Genomic DNA, 17092 nt, shown 5'->3' with positions numbered 1-17092 from the left:
TTGTTTTTGAAACTTTTTAGTTAAAATAAAAAAGGAGGTGGTAAACCTCCTTTGAGTGGGATGAATAGTTTGAGTCGATTCACAACTTAGGGTAAAAAACATTGCTTAAATAAAATTAGGTTACAAAACTTTATTTCATTTGAAACAGTGACATACTTTGCATAGTCATAAAGGTATATTGTGCAGCTTGTAAATTAGCTTGTAGCATTACATATTCTGAAATGGCTTCGTACCAATCGACGTCTTCAAGTTGGCTGATTTGAGTTTGAAATTCAATATCTAATGTTTTCCCCAATGTGGTTAATCTGTCAATTTCGGATAATACCGAGCCACCTTCTGCTCTAAGTGTCGAAATATTATTAAAAGAATTGTCTACTCCATGACGAGCTTTTGACAATCCAGATCTAAATTGTTCAAGGGTATCATCATTATCATAATCTAGATCTATTTTTAATGCCTCAATTGCATAATCAATACTTGCAAATATGTTACTTTCTGCTGGTGAACCATCAGATTCTTTAACATTTGAGCCAGTCATAAATACTTGAATACCTGTAAAACTTAGCGATACTTCTCGCGAGTCATCGATTAATACATTGATAGAAGTTGTACCGCCTACGTAACTCACTTCACCTGATTCATTCATTACAAAAGGAGGTGTATCGTTTTTCTTACCAGCAAAAAGATAGTTACCATTAGTGTCTTTTGCATTAGCTAATGATAAAAGTTGATCTTTTAAACTTTGTAATTTATTAGCAAGATCGAGTCTATTTTCTTCATTTAAGGTTTCATTTGATGCATAGACCAATGTTTCCTGAATTGCTTGGATAACAGTATTGGCTTCCGATAAGATCGTATCTTGGCGACTAAGTGATTTATCGGCATTTTCGCGTGTTGCTTGAAACTGTTCATTTTGTGCTTGCGCTTGCTTTATTATTAATGATTGTGAAGCTCCCATTGGATCATCAGAAGGAGTTAAAATCTTTTTACCTGTTGCCAAATGCAACCCTGATTTTTGCCATTTGCTGTTGGTGTTTAAAATACTGTTTAAGTTTTTTTGATAAATTGAGTTTGTGCTAAGGCGCATTTTTTATCCTTTAATCATTTAGTTAAACCTAAAATGGTATCAAATAGTGTTGTTGCCGCATCAATTACTTTGGCATTCGCTTGGTAATACTGCATATAAACCTGCATAGAGATATACTCTTCTTCAATATTAACCCCTGAAATCGATTGATTTTGCTCATAAATTTGCTGAGTTATATTTTTACTTGATTGAGCAGAAATTTTTGCTGTTTGAGTTTCACTACCAATATAGTTAGTTAAGCGGGTATAAGCACTTTTTAATGTTGTTGTACCATTAACAAGTTTTTCATGTTGGATTTCTAATAATTTGGTTACATTGCGATTATCACCAGCACCATTTTCTTCATCGTTAATACCTGTTGCTAGTTTATTTACATCTTTCACTAGCAGTTGTAATGACGAAGCAATATCGGCAACAGGTTTTATGATAAACGAATCTCCATTAACCGCATTACCACTTATCTCAATAGTCAGTCCATCAAAAAACAATTTACCATCTTTGATTTCAGGAGTAATGAGCTGATGATCAGATAATCTTGTGGCGATCCAATTATTACCATCAAATTCTATTTTATAATCAGAAGCTTTTACTTCATTCAAAGCATTAAACTCAATTTTGGCTGAAGCATTACCTTGGTTTTTAGTATTCGTGACACAACTAGGATGATTGTAATCAAACAACTTTTCACCTTGATTACCATTAATATCAATACCCGACATATGCACTTCATTAAAACGTTCTGCTAAATTTAATGCAATTAAGCCTAGTTGATTGCGGGCCTCGGTTAATGGTCCATCACGAAAGGTTAATAAGCCGTGTAATGTACCTGATGTAATGTTTTGGCTTGTCAATTCTTGTGTTGCACCTGAAGGGTGAGTATAAATAATAGTATTTAAAGAAGGATCATCTGTTGAAGGTTGTACCGATAATAAGTTAATAGAAGAGCCTTGAACTAAATTTAAACCATTAGCGAGCGAAAGATTATATTGTCCATTTTGTTCAGTAACGGTAATATTAATGATTTCGCTTAATTCATTGACTAACTGATCGCGTTGGTCAAGTAATGCATTAGGTTCGTTTCCGCCTCCTACCGATTGTAGTTGTGATATTTTTTGATTAAGTTCGGCAATTTGTTGAGTATAGGTATTAACTTTATCAACATTACTATTTAATTCAGTATTAACGTTGGCAATTTGGTTCTTTAAATTTGTTTCTGTTTTATTAAATTGGCTAGTTAAAGATGTCAGATCACTAATAACAGTTTGTTTTGTCGATGCATCACTAGCATTTAATGCAAGTTTATTTAAACTGGCAAAAAGATTATTGATTTGAGATGAAATACTATTGTCATTCTCTGCTAACAGATTATCTACTTTAGATAATTCATTATAATAAGCCTTGATAGAACCATTTTGTGATTGTGATTGTCGTAGTTGTCCTACAACAAAATTATTAAAGGCGCGATTAACAGATGATATACAAACACCGTTACCGACAAACCCAAAACTATGCTGAGTTCCATTTGCTTGGCGTAAAATTTGTTGTTGACGATTGTAACCAGTTGTATGAGCATTACTAATATTATTACTTATTACATTCAGCATATTTTGTGCTGCATTTAACCCACTAATACCAGTATTCATTAATGAATTCGCCATAAAATCCTCTCAATATAGTTTGAGTTCATAATATCAATTAAAATAAGTCTTTTTTATATCGGGTTAAATTCACAAAACTTTAATAATTCTTATGCGTGTTTTAAAAAAGTTTTCAAATAAATACATTTTTTCAAAAATAAATTTATTCTGATTTAGTCCGTTGTGATTGTCTTAGAAAATCGGTTCCGGTCATGTTATTTTCTTCTTCAATATACTGCTGTGCTATTTTATTCAAAATTAAGATACTGATACGACGATTAGCATCTTTACTGTAATTAGGATTGTTTAAATTCACTGTATCGGCAAGTGCAATAATTCGAATAATTTTATTTGAGTCTAATCCACCAGCTATAAGCTCCCTTCTTGATGAATTAGCTCTATCTGCAGATAGTTCCCAATTGCTATATCCTCTATCACCTGTTGTATATTGGCGTTCATCAGTATGGCCTGACAAAGTGATTTTATTTGGTAAGGAATTGATAATTGGCGCTAATGCATGCAGAATTTCTTGCATATTAGGATCAATGGTTGTACTACCAACATCAAACATGGGTTTATCATCTGAAGCTAAAATTTGAATCCGTAACCCCATTTCAGTTAATTCAATAATAAGATTAGGTGCTAATTTCTTTAGACGTTCATCAATTTCAAAAATATCATAAATTTTACGTGCCGCTTCAATCATCTGTATTTTTTCAAGTTGCTGTTTTTCAACTTCATTTTGTGATAGGGTAGAATGATAACTCTTTTCTTCACCAAGTTGTTTACTAACATCATCACCACCACCAGGAATCGGACTTTCACTATCGCTAATATTTTTACCACCATTGTAGCCAAGAATTAAAGGGGTTCTAAAGTATTCAGCAATACCTTTCAGTTCTTGAGGGGTAGATGTAGAAATTAACCACATGACTAAAAATAGTGCCATCATTGCAGTCATAAAGTCGGCATAAGCAATTTTCCACGAACCACCATGATGTCCACCACCATGCCCTGATTTTTTCTTTATAATTATTCTTACAGATTTATCTTTCATTATTTTTTATTTTCATTTGGATTAGATTTTTTGTCTTTAACTTCTTGTATGTATTTTTCTAATTCAAAGAATGATGGCCTTTCATGAGAAAATAACGTTTTTCGCCCAAATTCAATACAAATTTGTGGAGCATAATCATGCATGCTGGCAATAAGTATTACTTTGGTACATTCTAGAACTTTCACTGTATCGGCGTTTCTTTGTTTTAATAAAGCAGCTAATGGCGAAACAAAACCGTAAGCAAGCAAAATCCCTAAAAAAGTTCCTACCATAGCATGAGCGATAAGCTCACCGAGTTCACTTGCTGGTCTATCAGCTTGAGCAAGTGTATTAATTACGCCCATTACAGCAGCGACGATCCCAAATGCTGGTAGACCATCACCAATCCCTGAAATGGCATCTACAGGTTTTTCAAGTTCGTGGACAAATGTTTCAATTTCTTCACTCATCAGTGTTTCTATTTCAAATACATCCATATTGCCACTAATCATAAGACGTAAGTAATCAGTGATAAAATCACAAATTCTTGGATTAGCTAAAATAAGTGGATATTGTTTAAATAATTCACTTTCATGAGGATTATCAATATCTGATTCAATGGATAGTCCTCCATTTTGACGAATCTTCGTCAAAATGGTATACATAAAATTAATGAGTGTTAAATATAGATTCTTATTATATTTGGATGTTTTAAACAATTGACTTAAAGACTTAAGTGTGGCTTTTATTGTTTTTTGTTCATTACTAACAATAAAAGCGCCTATTGCAGCACCACCAATAATCAGTAATTCGAGTGGCTGAAATAGTACGGCTAAATAACCACCACTGAGTACATAACCAAGTAGCGCCGAAGCGATCACTACAATATATCCTATAATTATTAGCATTGACTTTTTTCTTTCTCCATAAAATAACAGCTGAATTTCTTTAATATTTATTTAAGCAGTGATCTGTTTGGCAACTGATGAATTTAAATAACTCGGTTTCGATAACACTTTCATGCATTTTTCGTCATTTTCTTTTTGTGTTTTATTATTTTTATCCGCCCTTGACGGAGGCTGACATAAACTGCAAGTAAAAGTATTTTGTGGATGATAAGCGTGTGTAATAAAACGTCCACGACATGCGTTACAACATGATTGTTGCATTATTTTCTTTTCGACAAATTTGACTAATATCCACGCTCTGGTTAATCCTAAAACAGGTTTATCCTTATGTGATGAAAATTGGCATTGCTCTAAATAAAGTTGATAGGCTTTTAAGATAGTTTGAATGCCTGATTTTAGACCATTTTTAACTAAATAATAGTATGCGTTATAAAAAATACTCGCATGGATATTAGGTTCCCATGTCATAAACCACGAGGTTGAAAACGGTAATAAACCTTTAGGTGGAGGACAACCTTGAATCTCTTTATAAAGCTTTATAAGTTTATTTCGACTTAAGTTGGTTTCACTTTCCAGCATTTGGATTCTCCCTCCTAAGGAAATCAATTTGATAGCGAGTTGAGTTTCCTCATATTTTTGAATAATACTTGTACTTGTCATCTTAGTTCCTTAGCTACTTATTGATTGAATCTAATAGCAAACTTGATAAAAGAATTCCTGTATGCATCTGTTTAATATCTCTAACGCGAGATTCTTCAGTAAGTTTTTTCATCATTTCAGCATTTTCAAATCGTAACTGAAAAGATAATTGATTTGTTTCTGATAGAATCAACATTTGAGAGGTGTTTAAACGGCTAAGTATATCTGCCGTTTCTTCATCAATACCTAATCGATACATTGCCATGACTTTGTCTTTCTCAATCATTTTCTGGCTTAATAGTAGTGTTGATAGGTTCAAATGATGTATACATTTTAGAATATCGTCATCTAATAAATTTCCCAATTTAGTCACCAATCTATATCTATTTTTATCCGCATAAAAAAACGAATAATTAGTAAAATTAAATTTATTTCATTTTTTTATGACTAAAATTACATTTTTAAACGCAAAAGGTCAATAAAAAAATAATTTCAATTATTTTTTCGTTTAATTACAATTTATTTTAATTATTTTTTTATCTTTTCTAAAAATTAACTTTACTTTGTATTCTTTTGATAGCTTGGCTATGTAATTGGCTTACTCTTGATTCGCTGATATTCATTACTTTACCAATCTCTTTTAAATTGAGATCCTCTTGGTAATAAAGTGATAAAACAAGTTTTTCTTTTTCTGGTAGTTTTTCAATTTGTTGAATAATTGTATTACGAGTTTCCTCATCTATTATTGCTAAAAAAGGATTATTATCTTCATCATTTTTAATAATGGTATCAATGCTGTCACCCAGTTTTTTATGGATTTCATCATATGAACATATTTGGCTATTATTTGAATCTAATAAAATTTTTCGGTATTCACTAATAGGCAATTTTAAATATTTGGCAATTTGATAATCGCTAGGAGTTTTACCTAACTTCTGTTCTAATTCATTAATTGCTGTTGTAACATCTCTAATTTTTTTACGGGTTTGTCTTGGCAACCAATCACGACTACGTAGTTCATCAAGCATTGCACCTTTAATTCTCGGTATGGCAAATGTAGCAAAAGTACTTCCTTGAGATGTATCATAACGTTTTATTGTGTCTAATAAACCGATATAGCCAACTTGTAACAAATCATCTAGTTCGACTGTTGCAGGTAAACGAACTGCTAATTTTAAAGCTTCATTACGCACCAAATGAATATATTGTTGCCAATCGATTTTGTGTATTACACCGCGTGAGTTATATAAGCTATCATCCATTTTTGAACCAATGTTAAAAAAAATGTCTAACATTATTATGACGATGGTTAGCAAATTTAATGGGTTGAATAAAGGGCTAAAAAATAGCTAATTATCATTATTAGTCATAACAGCATTATAAAATGCTGTTATGACTATATGACAAAGTTAGGATAATCAGAAATGAGATTCAGAATTATTGTAATAAAGAAAGTACAGATTGAGGTACTTGGTTAGCTTGTGCTAATACTGAAGTACCTGCTTGTTGTAAAATTTGACCTCGAGTCATGTTTGATACTTCTGTTGCATAATCAGCATCTTCAATACGGCTACGTGCAGAACTTAAATTATTGACAGTATTATTGATATTAGTTACAGTTGATTCGAAACGGTTTTGTACCGCACCTAGTTGCCCTCTTAATGCATCAATTTTTGATAATGCAGAATCAATTGTTTTTAATGGATCTTCTGTTGGTGAATCAGATACGTTAAATCCATTTAAACCAAGTTCAGTGCTATCAATTTTTTTCAAATTGATTTCAATAGTTTCGCCGTCATTTGCACCTACTTGAATTTTAAGTGTTTTATCTTCAGATAATACTTTAGAACCATTGAAATCAGTTTGGTTAGAAACACGATCAATCTCATCTAGACGTTGAGCAATTTCATTTTGAATTGATACTAAATCACTTTCAGAGTTGGTACCATTTGCCGCTTGAACAGTTAATTCACGAATACGTTGTACGTTGTTGTTGATTTCGTTTAATGCACCTTCAGTAGTTTGTGCAAGTGAAATCCCATCATTTGCATTACGAGCAGCTTGTGTTAATCCTTTGATGTTTGATGAAAAACGGTTAGCAATTGCTTGACCTGCTGCATCATCTTTTGCGCTATTAATACGCATACCTGATGAAAGGCGCTCAATAGAAGTACTAAGAACGCTTTGAGAATTGTTAAGGTTATTTTTTGCCATTAAAGACATTGTATTTGTATTAATTACTTGTGCCATTTTTATCTCCAATAATATAAATATTAAAATCAACAAGATATTTAAATTTAATTCAATATTCTTGCTGACAAATAACTTATCGGTAACAAAACAGGGAACTTTAATATTTTTGATGATTATTTTTTTATAGTAGCAGTTTAGTTGCAAATTAAAATAATATTATTTAATAAATCAAAGTGTTATTTTTTTAGAAAATTTCCCAATGATTTTTTATTCAAAAAAATAGATTGTTATCAATTTATTAAATAAATATTTAAAAGAAGACTAAATTTTTTTAATTGTCAGCCGATATAAACAATATTGAATAATTGTTATAGGTAGATTAAATCATGGCAATGAGCGCATTAGGCATTGGTTCTGGAATCGATCTTAATGGTATTTTAGATCAACTAGAAGTGGCTGAAAAAACACGTTTAACACCAATTACAACTCAGCAAAAAGCAATTAATGCGAAAATTAGTGGTTTTGGTAAATTAAAAAGTGCATTAACAACATTTAATACTGCAACGGAAAAACTTCAAAAAAAAGAGCTTTTTCAAAGCCGAATAGCAACAGGAAATGACAATTATTTTTCGGTAAAAGCAAATAGCAAAGCAGCATTAGGTAATTATACAGTGACAGTTGATCAATTAGCGACATCTCATGGTATTGCTACATCGACGATCAATGATAAAAATGCTAAGTTAGGTAATGATAACCAAACGCGAACTATTACTATTGAACAAGCGAATGGTCAAAAACTTGATGTAACCTTATCTCAGGATGAGACATCTTTGCAATCAATAGCAAATGCCATTAATAATGCCAAAGTTACTAATGAAGATGGAACAACCTGCCCTTCAACAATGAATGCTGCCATTATTCGTTCTGGAGCAGATGGTTATCAATTAGTCATCACATCTAAAGAAACAGGTGAACAGCAAAGCATTACGTCTATTTCATCAGATGACGAAATGTTAAATAATGTTATTGGATTTGATATTAATCAACCCAGCAATAGTTATATGACTGAAGTTGCAAAAGCGCAAGATGCTAAATTTTCGTTTAATGGTATTGCCATAACCAGTAATTCTAATACTGTTAAAGATGTAGTTCAAGGTGTGGATATTACATTAAAACAGACCACAACAATTAGTCAGAACCTTGCTATAACAGCGGATAATGAAAAAGTGGAAGAAGCCATTAAAGAATGGGTCGAGGCATTTAATCAATTACAAACAACAATATCAACGTTAACAAAATTCACCACAGAAGAGACAAATTCAAAAGAACTAAATAGCAATAATGGTCCGCTTATTGGGGATTCAACATTACGTAATATTGATCAAAGTATTCGCTCAATATTTGCCAAAGGGCAAGACGGAGAATTTTCTGTTTTAGCTCAAATCGGCATTAACATGGACAAAAATGGCATGTTAACGATTAAAGAAAGCGAGCTACAAAAAGCGCTCAGTGAAAACAGTGAAGCGGTGGCAATATTATTTACTGGTGATGGCAAAACAACGGGTATTGCTAATGAAATTTTTTCTAAAGTGAGTGGATTTATTGATAGTGATGGCATGATTGATTCAGCAACCAATGGCTTAAATTCTACATTAAAATCATTAGATAAACGGCATGAACAAGTAAGCAGTTCTATTGAGCAAACTATTGAGCGTTACCGAGTTCAATTTACCAAATTGGATATTTTAATCAACTCATTAGATAGTATGAGTAATTATTTAACTACCCAATTTGATATGATGGCAAATTCAAAAAAATAGAGAATAGTAATGTATAAAATGGGCTCTCATGCTTACGAGCAAGTGAATTTAGAAACACGTATTAGTCAAGCGTCGCCCCATCAATTGATTGTCTTATTATTTGATGGTGCACTTAACGCAATTAAATTGGCTAGCTTGTATATTCAAAAAGGCAATATTGTCGGTAAAGGTAACGCAATTTCTAAAGCGATTAATATTGTTGATAATGGTCTTAAAAGCTGTCTAGATTTAGAAAAAGGCGGTGAAATTGCCGAAAATTTAGATCGTTTATATCACTATATTAGCCAACAATTGTTATTAGCTAATTTACATAATGATCAAGAAAAACTGCAAACTTGTTACGATTTACTTAACAATATTGCTGAGTCGTGGCGTGAGATTGCTAAGTAAAAAAGGATGGTTATGCAAGGAAATAACTTATTAGAGCAATATGAACAAGTTAGCTATATTGTTGAACAAATGTTGATTAGTGGACTGGATGAAAACTGGGATTTATTGTTGAGTTGGCAAACGAAATATCTTCAATTATCAGAAAATATTATGTTAGTCGATGATTTTGCTGCCATTGAAAATATGCCTTTACAATACCAAGGCATTGTTCGCATGTATATTAAGAATATACTTAGTTATCAACAACAACTAACTCAATTGATAATTGCTCGTCATACTCAGCTTAGAGGTTTAATAGGTAAACATATTGATTATCATAACAAAGTAGGAAACTACCAAAAAATTGCGAGTTTAGTATAAATTTTAGAAGCGTTTGGTTCGGGCCTTATTTTTCATAATAAGGCCATAAAAATCTATTACTGTGTTGATTAAATATATTATTTTATGCCAGAATAAATAATCATACATAAAACAACCACACAAAAAATATCTCTTTTTATTTATTATCTAATAGAGGCTATGAATTAAACATTCATATTCATAATTTCTTGATAAGCAGCAACCAGTTTATTGCGTACTTGAATACCAAACTGCAATGAAACCGATGATTTTTGCATATTAACCATGACCTCATTCAATGAAATATTTGCATCTCCCATTTCAAAAGCTTTAGCTTCATTATTTGTTTGTATTTGTAGTTGACTGATGTTATCTAAAGCGGTTTTTAATTCTGAAACAAAGTTTTTATCTGCAAAATTCGTTTTTGAGGAAATTGACGTTGATTCATTTAAATTATCAAGTTTAAATAAATTTAACATGTTGATTGTATTCATTTATTGTGTTTATTTTTCTGTTTTTTGTTAATGTGTCGCTAAATTTATCATAAAAACTAAAAAACAAAGGGTCTAAGTAAGGGAAAAAGTGCACGCTTTTCTTGCCATTGAATTTTTTAAATGCATGGATAATAGCGAACAGAGTTAATCTAAATAATTTAGAGTCAGGGTGCCAATGGCTAGTCAAACAGTCAATAATAAAGGTGAATCAATATTAAATAAGTTGCCTTTTATAAATCAACTAAAACAAAACACCAAAATGGCATTGTTAATTGCTGTTGTAATTATAATAGCCATTATTAGTTTTATTTATTTATGGGCTAAAGATGAGTCTTATGCAGTTTTATTCAGTAATTTAAATGATAAAGATGGTGGTGAAATTATTAGCCAGCTTGATAAGATGAATATTCCTTATCAATTTTCGTCTTCTGGTTCCACAATCTTAATTCCACAAGATAAAGTTTACGATACCCGATTACGTATTGCTCAGCAGGGTTTACCAAAAGGTGGGGCGGTTGGTTTTGAATTGCTCGACAAAGAAAGTTTTGGTATGAGCCAATTCAATGAACAAATAAATTATCAACGAGCTTTAGAAGGCGAATTATCCCGAACAATATCCATCATCAGTAGTATTGATGATGCTAGAGTGCATTTAGCGATGCCTAAACCTTCTTTATTTGTCAGGGAAAGGAAATCTCCTTCTGCATCGGTGGCGTTAACGTTATTTCCTGGGCGATCGTTATCACAAGGTCAAATTGATGCCATTATCCATTTAATTTCCAGTAGTGTGCCAGAATTACAAGCAGATAAAGTAACCATTATCGATCAGCGTGGTCACCTGTTAACTGGTGAAGGTTATCGTGATAGAAACACAAATGTTGCTCAACTCGAATTTGGTGAGCGAATTGAAAATAATATTCGTGAACGAGTAGAAAAAATCATCATCCCAATTTTGGGTAAAAATAATGTCAAGGTACAAGTGAATGCTGATATTGATTTTAGTCGACAAGAATCAACATCAGAAACTTATGATCCTAATAGTGATATTGCTAATCAAACTATTCGCAGTAAGCAACAAGTAGAAAATCGTCAATCAGCTAAAAGCTATAGTGTAGGTGGTGTGCCAGGAGCGTTGTCTAATCAACCTGTACCTGCATCTAGCGCGCCAATCGATGAACAAGATGAAAAAGAACCGACTGAAAAACACGATAAGCAAGGAAATTACAGCTTGCAATCAAATAATACCGTTAATTTTGAAGTAAATAGAAAGGTTATACACAGTCAAATACCTGAAGGTCGTATTAAGCGTTTATCAGTTGCTGTTTTGGTGAATTATAGATTCGTTACAACCGAGCCAGATAATGTTAAATCTGAAGATGTTGACAGTGATAATGACAATGACAATGACAATGACAATGACAAGTCATCTTCCATAACTGAACAATGGGTAAAACTAGATAGTGATGAACTGAAAAATATTGAGGCATTAGCCCGTCAGGCAATGGGGTTTTCTGATTTACGTGGTGATAGCTTGACTGTTGCAAATTTGAAATTTACCGATCAAACACTTGATGACAACGATAATATGGCATTTTGGAAAACTCCTGAATTTTATGATTCTGCTAAAACAGTAATTAAATATCTAATTTATATTATTATTTTATGGTTTGCGTGGCGTAAGGTTTTACGTTCGGTATGGATAAAATTACAACGTAAATTCCTTATTGATAATGGAGAATCATTAGTTTCTCAATCTACCGTAGACGATAAGTTAGATTATAAAGCTCACAGTAAACAACAGCAAAAAATATTTGAAGATAATACGCAACAACAACAGCATATACGGAAAATTGTTGAAAAAGAACCGCGTGTAATGGCACTAATTATTCGTAATTGGATAAATAAGGAGGACACTGAGCAATGATATTAAGTGAATCTCAAAAAGTAGCTGCGATTTTAATGGTGTTAGGTGAAGGGTTAGCGGCACAAGTTATGCAACATCTTAACCATAAAGAAGTGCAACAAATTAGTAGTGCGATGATGTCATTACCTCAATTTTCTCAAGAACAGTTGAAAGGTATACTTAATGAGTGTCAAGTTGCTCTTGAAGAATGCGCTGTTTTAAATACCGATCCAGATGGTTACTTACGTTCAATATTGGGTCGATCTCTTGGTAGTGAAAAAGCCGAACGTTTACTGGATGAATTATTAGATACAGGAAAAGAAGAAGCAACCGATGGTCTTGAAATGCTTAACTATGTCGATGCTACAAGAGCAGTTGATTTGGTCAAAAAAGAACATCCACAAATTATTGCAACTATTTTAGTTCATCTAAATCGTGATTTAGCGGCAGAAATTCTAAATCTATTTGATGATGAATTACGAAATGATGTCATGTTACGTATTGCAACTTTTGGAGGAGTAGAGCCTTCTGCGCTTCAATTACTCTCAACTTCATTATCGACTTTACTACATGGTCAAAATATCAAACTTAATAATCTTGGTGGTATACGTACTGCAGCAGAAATTATTAACTTAATGAAAACACAGCAAGAAGAGCAAGTTATTAATGCATTGCGTGATTATGATGGAGAGTTAACCCAAAAAATTATTGATGAAATGTTCTTGTTTGAAAATCTTGTTGAAGTGGATGATAGAAGTATTCAACGCTTACTTAAAGAGGTCGATAATGAAATATTAATAATTGCGTTGAAAGGTGCATCAGTTGAATTACGAGAAAAACTATTGAGTAACATGTCACAGCGAGCGGCATCTATCTTACGTGAAGATTTAGAAAATCGACCTCCTGTGCGTTTATCTCAAGTTGAAACCGAACAGAAAAAAATATTGGCTATTGCTCGTCGATTAGCAGAAAGTGGTGAAGTGATCCTAAGTAGCGGTGATGATGAATATGTGTAATCGGCCCGATAGATTAAATTGGGAACCATTAAGTTTTCAAGATTTCTCTTTATCCGAATTACCGAAATTAAGTAAAAATGAAGTTGCTATAAACGTTGAAACTGATGTTCCTGAAACAGAACTAACTACTACTGAGATAGATAATGTTGTAATTGAACCAGAGTTAAATCAGGCACAACAGTTAGAGCAGTTAAAAGAAGATGTAAAAAAACAGGCTTATCAGGACGGTTTTAATTTAGGTCAACAAGAAGGTTTCAATGCAGGTAAGCAAACTGGTTATGATGAAGGATATCAAATTGGCGAGCAAGAGGGGCGCCAGTTCATTGAACAACAACTTAATGAAGAAAAATTAAATGCCGTTCAAGCTATAGCTAATTTAATAACCAATTTTCAAAATTCGATTAACGAAATTGATGAATTAATTGTTCCTAAATTGTTTGATTTAGCATTGATTGCTGCGCAAAAAACAGTAGGCACGATACCCAAAGCTAAGCAAAAACAGCTTATTTATACCATAAAAACATTAGTTGAACAGTGTTCAGTCTTGCCTGAACCTATTGCATTGCATCTGAATCCGGCTGATTTACTGTGGTTAGAACCCATACTGAATGATGAAATCAGTCAACATCATTGGCAACTTATTGCCGATTCTAACGTAGAACAGGGTGGATGCAAGATATTTACCGAAACTAATGAAATTGATACAAATATCGATCAACACTGGCAAATAATCTCTGATAGCCTAAAAGAGGACAATCATTAACGTGAGATATTCTGCACAATGGCTAAATAAAATTGACCAAGCTATACAACAACTTGAATCTCTATCACTAATCCGCAAATATGGAAGATTGATCAAAGCATCGGGACTTGTGCTAGAAGCTATTGGACTAAAGTTACCTTTGGGATCTAACTGCTTGGTTGAACGACAAACCGACGGTCGAATTGAGCCCGTTGAGTGTGAGGTAGTTGGATTTAGTGATAAAACACTTTACTTAATGCCATTTGAATCAACTGACGGTATTTTATTAGGGGCACGAGTCTATACTAAGCAATATGATCTAACACATTTTAACCATAAAGTATTACCTATGGGAATGGGATTATTAGGTCGAGTGGTTGATGCTATGGGAACCCCCTTGGATGACAAACCATTTCCTGAGCATATTGAGTATGCTGGATTAGCCAATAAATCCCTCAATCCACTACAACGTACTCCTGTTCATCAGGTTCTTGATGTTGGTGTCAGAGCTATAAATGCCTTGCTAACCGTTGGCAAAGGGCAACGAATGGGCTTATTTGCTGGATCAGGCGTTGGTAAAAGTGTCTTACTAGGCATGATGGCTCGTTATACGCAAGCGGACATTATTGTTGTCGGTTTGATTGGTGAACGAGGTCGAGAAGTTAAAGACTTTATCGAAAATATTTTAGGCGAAGAAGGATTGGCACGAGCCGTTGTTGTAGCAGCACCAGCGGATGTTTCGCCATTATTACGCTTACAAGGAGCGGCATATGCAACAAAAATTGCAGAAAACTTTCGTGATAAAGGCTTTAACGTTTTATTGATTATGGACTCTTTAACTCGTTATGCTATGGCACAACGAGAAATTGCTTTAGCAATTGGTGAACCCCCAGCAACTAAAGGTTATCCTCCATCAGTCTTTGCAAAGTTACCCGCATTAGTTGAAAGAGCTGGCAATGATGAAGAAGGGAAAGGCTCAATTACTGCATTTTATACGGTATTAACCGAAGGTGATGATCAACAAGATCCGATTGCAGATTCGGCCCGAGCAATTTTAGATGGACACATTGTTTTATCTCGATCTCTTGCTGAATCAGGGCATTATCCAGCTATTGATATTGAGGCTTCAATCAGTCGCGTAATGACAGATCTTACTGCCCCTGAAGATGAAAAAAAATCTAGATTATTTAAACAATTATTTTCAAGTTTTCAACGAAACCGTGATTTGATTAATGTTGGTGCTTATGTATCCGGCACAGATCCATTATTAGACAGAGCAATAACGCTATATCCTGCCATGCAAAAATTTTTACAACAAGGTATTAATGAACATTGCTGTTATCAAGATGCCTATCAACAATTAGCGGCCATTGTTGAGCCACCATTAGCTCGTTAGGGAAATATCATAATGAATAAAAATCCTTCACAACTTGCATTTTCAACATTAAAAAAATTGGCGCAAAAGTCGGTAGACGATAACTTGATAAAACTAAAAAAAGCAAATGAAAATCATCAAAATGCACAATCACAGCTAAATGTTTTAAATAATTATTATGTTGAATATCAACAAAAATTAAATAATGCCTTATTTGAAGGTATTAAAGGTAGCGAGTTAAACAATTTTAAATCGTTTATTGCTTCAATTGAACAAGGTATTGAGCAACAAAAAAAACTATTGTTATCGTTAGATATTAAACAAAAGCAAATTACAAATCAGCTTAATCAATCACAAAAAAGCTTAAACACATATACCACACTATTAAATAAGCAGTATAACCAATATTTGCAACGACAAAATCGGTTACAGCAAAAACTGACAGATGAATTTGCACAGTTACAATTAGCAAGGAGAGTATTAAATGAATGTTAATCTTATTAATGATGTGAACCTTACTACCTCTCATCAATCAGAGCTAGTTGAAAAGGATTCAACGAATAAAAATAATGATTGTTTTCAACAATTATTAAGGTTAAGTGAAAATCAAGTCGAACAAAATAAAAAAACAATTAATGCCAAGTTAAATGTTATCGATGATGTGCAGGAAGATAATGATGTTGAAATGTTAATTACCGCCATTTATCCTTTTAATATACAAATTCTTGAGCAAGAAAAACAGACTTTTTTAAGTACAGTACAAGATGGTGATATAATAAAAAAACATCAAAATACTGAAATATTAAATGTTAATTTATTCGATAATTTACCGCCAAAAACGTTAATCAATGAGCAGGGAAAACATTTACTTACTTCTATATTGAACGATAGAAATGAAATGCAAAATGATAGTGACTTTATGCAAAAATTAGCGGTAGATCGAACTCAATTTATAACAAATAATCACGATAATGACGGGAAAATACAAACCAATCAAGAGTTATTTTTGTTAACCAATACCAATGGACAAAACCAGCTATTATCACCAACTAGTATTAGCGCAAGATCAGCGACAATAAATTTACCTACACAAAATATTATGCAGTGGCAAACTTCATTAACTGAACAAATTATTATGTTTAATCGTCAAGGAATTCAAACTGCCGAGATAAAATTACATCCACAAGAGTTAGGCTCAATGTACATTAAGTTTGCAATGAATGATGATAAAATGAATCTTCATATGATCGCTGCACATAGCGTTGTTAAAGGTATGTTAGAATCGGCCTTACCTTTTTTAAAAACATCATTAGAAGATCAAGGTATTACACTAGAGCAAACAAATATCGGTGATTTTTCAATGATGAATGATTCAAAACAATCTGATACACCGCAACAAACAAAAAGCAATCAAACCCAGAAAGTAGTATCACTTGATATAATAGACGATAGTATTGAGCAATCCCTAGTTGAAAGTCGATCAATTAAATCTAGACTTAGTATATTTGCTTAA

18 protein-coding genes are annotated in these 17092 nt (G+C 32.7%); 9 read left to right on the top strand and 9 right to left on the bottom strand.

What is annotated here, in order from left to right; all coding sequences use genetic code 11:
- Positions 1-130: 130 nt before the first annotated feature.
- The 8 genes from flgL to ACGH49_RS03605 form a co-directional block, all read right to left on the bottom strand.
- Positions 131-1087, bottom strand: a complete 957-nt coding sequence (gene flgL, locus ACGH49_RS03640; RefSeq protein ID WP_065609910.1) for a flagellar hook-associated protein FlgL — start codon at positions 1085-1087, stop codon at positions 131-133.
- Positions 1088-1101: 14 nt separating this feature from the next.
- Positions 1102-2745 (bottom strand): flagellar hook-associated protein FlgK, encoded by a 1644-nt coding sequence (gene flgK / locus ACGH49_RS03635; protein ID WP_411588252.1) that lies wholly within the window; start codon positions 2743-2745, stop codon positions 1102-1104.
- 142 nt (positions 2746-2887) lie between these two features.
- Positions 2888-3781 (bottom strand): flagellar motor protein MotB, encoded by an 894-nt coding sequence (gene motB / locus ACGH49_RS03630; protein WP_065590618.1) that lies wholly within the window; start codon positions 3779-3781, stop codon positions 2888-2890.
- Positions 3781-4668, bottom strand: coding sequence for a flagellar motor stator protein MotA (motA, locus tag ACGH49_RS03625; RefSeq protein ID WP_065605867.1), 888 nt, complete (start codon positions 4666-4668; stop codon positions 3781-3783). Before motA ends, motB begins: the two co-directional genes overlap by 1 nt.
- A 51-nt stretch (positions 4669-4719) precedes the next feature.
- Positions 4720-5328 (bottom strand): flagellar transcriptional regulator FlhC, encoded by a 609-nt coding sequence (gene flhC, locus ACGH49_RS03620; protein ID WP_065605870.1) that lies wholly within the window; start codon positions 5326-5328, stop codon positions 4720-4722.
- Positions 5329-5341: 13 nt separating this feature from the next.
- Positions 5342-5671, bottom strand: a complete 330-nt coding sequence (gene flhD / locus ACGH49_RS03615) for a flagellar transcriptional regulator FlhD (RefSeq protein WP_065605872.1) — start codon at positions 5669-5671, stop codon at positions 5342-5344.
- Between the two features lie 181 nt (positions 5672-5852).
- Positions 5853-6602, bottom strand: a complete 750-nt coding sequence (locus tag ACGH49_RS03610) for an RNA polymerase sigma factor FliA (protein ID WP_411588251.1) — start codon at positions 6600-6602, stop codon at positions 5853-5855.
- A gap of 142 nt (positions 6603-6744) precedes the next feature.
- On the bottom strand, positions 6745-7557 hold the full coding sequence (locus ACGH49_RS03605) for a flagellin (RefSeq protein WP_065605875.1): 813 nt from the start codon (positions 7555-7557) through the stop codon (positions 6745-6747).
- Between the two features lie 329 nt (positions 7558-7886).
- Here ACGH49_RS03605 and fliD point away from each other — a divergent pair, with 329 nt between their 5' ends.
- The 3 genes from fliD to ACGH49_RS03590 are packed head-to-tail and all read left to right on the top strand — an operon-like array spanning position 7887 to position 10070.
- On the top strand, positions 7887-9320 hold the full coding sequence (gene fliD, locus ACGH49_RS03600) for a flagellar filament capping protein FliD (protein ID WP_411588250.1): 1434 nt from the start codon (positions 7887-7889) through the stop codon (positions 9318-9320).
- A 9-nt stretch (positions 9321-9329) separates the two neighbouring features.
- On the top strand, positions 9330-9710 hold the full coding sequence (gene fliS / locus ACGH49_RS03595; protein WP_065561657.1) for a flagellar export chaperone FliS: 381 nt from the start codon (positions 9330-9332) through the stop codon (positions 9708-9710).
- A gap of 12 nt (positions 9711-9722) precedes the next feature.
- The gene (locus ACGH49_RS03590) at positions 9723-10070 is read left to right on the top strand and encodes a hypothetical protein (RefSeq protein ID WP_411588249.1); all 348 of its coding nucleotides are present in this window, start codon (positions 9723-9725) and stop codon (positions 10068-10070) included.
- Positions 10071-10234: 164 nt separating this feature from the next.
- Here ACGH49_RS03590 and fliE read toward each other — a convergent pair whose 3' ends face one another.
- Positions 10235-10528: a flagellar hook-basal body complex protein FliE gene (gene fliE / locus ACGH49_RS03585; RefSeq protein ID WP_411588248.1), complete on the bottom strand. Its 294-nt coding sequence runs from the start codon at positions 10526-10528 to the stop codon at positions 10235-10237.
- A 190-nt stretch (positions 10529-10718) separates the two neighbouring features.
- On the opposite strand from fliE, the gene fliF reads away from it, so the two are divergent.
- Genes fliF through ACGH49_RS03555 form a run of 6 tightly spaced genes read left to right on the top strand, consistent with a single transcriptional unit; the run spans position 10719 to position 17092 of the window.
- Positions 10719-12467, top strand: a complete 1749-nt coding sequence (fliF, locus tag ACGH49_RS03580; RefSeq protein ID WP_411588247.1) for a flagellar basal-body MS-ring/collar protein FliF — start codon at positions 10719-10721, stop codon at positions 12465-12467.
- A complete protein-coding gene (gene fliG / locus ACGH49_RS03575; RefSeq protein WP_065605885.1) occupies positions 12464-13462 on the top strand; it encodes a flagellar motor switch protein FliG in 999 nt (332 codons plus the stop codon). The genes fliF and fliG overlap by 4 nt, the downstream gene beginning before the upstream one ends.
- Positions 13455-14225 carry a flagellar assembly protein FliH gene (locus ACGH49_RS03570; RefSeq protein WP_411588246.1) on the top strand — a complete coding sequence of 257 codons (771 nt, stop codon included), beginning with the start codon at positions 13455-13457 and terminating at the stop codon, positions 14223-14225. Before fliG ends, ACGH49_RS03570 begins: the two co-directional genes overlap by 8 nt.
- Complete coding sequence (gene fliI / locus ACGH49_RS03565) at positions 14221-15600, top strand: flagellar protein export ATPase FliI (protein WP_411588279.1); 1380 nt, start codon at positions 14221-14223, stop codon at positions 15598-15600. Before ACGH49_RS03570 ends, fliI begins: the two co-directional genes overlap by 5 nt.
- Positions 15601-15612: 12 nt before the next feature.
- On the top strand, positions 15613-16074 hold the full coding sequence (fliJ, locus tag ACGH49_RS03560; protein WP_051634102.1) for a flagellar export protein FliJ: 462 nt from the start codon (positions 15613-15615) through the stop codon (positions 16072-16074).
- Positions 16064-17092, top strand: coding sequence for a flagellar hook-length control protein FliK (locus ACGH49_RS03555; protein ID WP_411588245.1), 1029 nt, complete (start codon positions 16064-16066; stop codon positions 17090-17092). Before fliJ ends, ACGH49_RS03555 begins: the two co-directional genes overlap by 11 nt.

It is taken from the genome of Gilliamella sp. BG7 (assembly GCF_046635565.1).
Taxonomy (GTDB): Bacteria; Pseudomonadota; Gammaproteobacteria; order Enterobacterales; family Orbaceae; genus Gilliamella; species Gilliamella apicola_P.
This window is presented reverse-complemented; position numbering and strand designations above follow the sequence as displayed.

Excerpts from the sequence above, each read along its gene's own strand:
- ACGH49_RS03555 (WP_411588245.1), top strand. The coding sequence starts at position 16,064 with ATGAATGTTAATCTTATTAATGATGTGAACCTTACTACCTCTCATCAA.
- ACGH49_RS03570 (WP_411588246.1), top strand. The coding sequence starts at position 13,455 with ATGTGTAATCGGCCCGATAGATTAAATTGGGAACCATTAAGTTTTCAA.
- ACGH49_RS03590 (WP_411588249.1), top strand. The coding sequence starts at position 9,723 with ATGCAAGGAAATAACTTATTAGAGCAATATGAACAAGTTAGCTATATT.
- flgL (WP_065609910.1), bottom strand. The coding sequence starts at position 1,087 with ATGCGCCTTAGCACAAACTCAATTTATCAAAAAAACTTAAACAGTATT.
- flgK (WP_411588252.1), bottom strand. The coding sequence starts at position 2,745 with ATGGCGAATTCATTAATGAATACTGGTATTAGTGGGTTAAATGCAGCA.
- fliF (WP_411588247.1), top strand. The coding sequence starts at position 10,719 with ATGGCTAGTCAAACAGTCAATAATAAAGGTGAATCAATATTAAATAAG.
- fliE (WP_411588248.1), bottom strand. The coding sequence starts at position 10,528 with ATGTTAAATTTATTTAAACTTGATAATTTAAATGAATCAACGTCAATT.
- fliS (WP_065561657.1), top strand. The coding sequence starts at position 9,330 with ATGTATAAAATGGGCTCTCATGCTTACGAGCAAGTGAATTTAGAAACA.
- motB (WP_065590618.1), bottom strand. The coding sequence starts at position 3,781 with ATGAAAGATAAATCTGTAAGAATAATTATAAAGAAAAAATCAGGGCAT.
- flhC (WP_065605870.1), bottom strand. The coding sequence starts at position 5,328 with ATGACAAGTACAAGTATTATTCAAAAATATGAGGAAACTCAACTCGCT.
- fliD (WP_411588250.1), top strand. The coding sequence starts at position 7,887 with ATGGCAATGAGCGCATTAGGCATTGGTTCTGGAATCGATCTTAATGGT.
- ACGH49_RS03610 (WP_411588251.1), bottom strand. The coding sequence starts at position 6,602 with ATGTTAGACATTTTTTTTAACATTGGTTCAAAAATGGATGATAGCTTA.
- fliJ (WP_051634102.1), top strand. The coding sequence starts at position 15,613 with ATGAATAAAAATCCTTCACAACTTGCATTTTCAACATTAAAAAAATTG.
- motA (WP_065605867.1), bottom strand. The coding sequence starts at position 4,668 with ATGCTAATAATTATAGGATATATTGTAGTGATCGCTTCGGCGCTACTT.
- fliG (WP_065605885.1), top strand. The coding sequence starts at position 12,464 with ATGATATTAAGTGAATCTCAAAAAGTAGCTGCGATTTTAATGGTGTTA.
- ACGH49_RS03605 (WP_065605875.1), bottom strand. The coding sequence starts at position 7,557 with ATGGCACAAGTAATTAATACAAATACAATGTCTTTAATGGCAAAAAAT.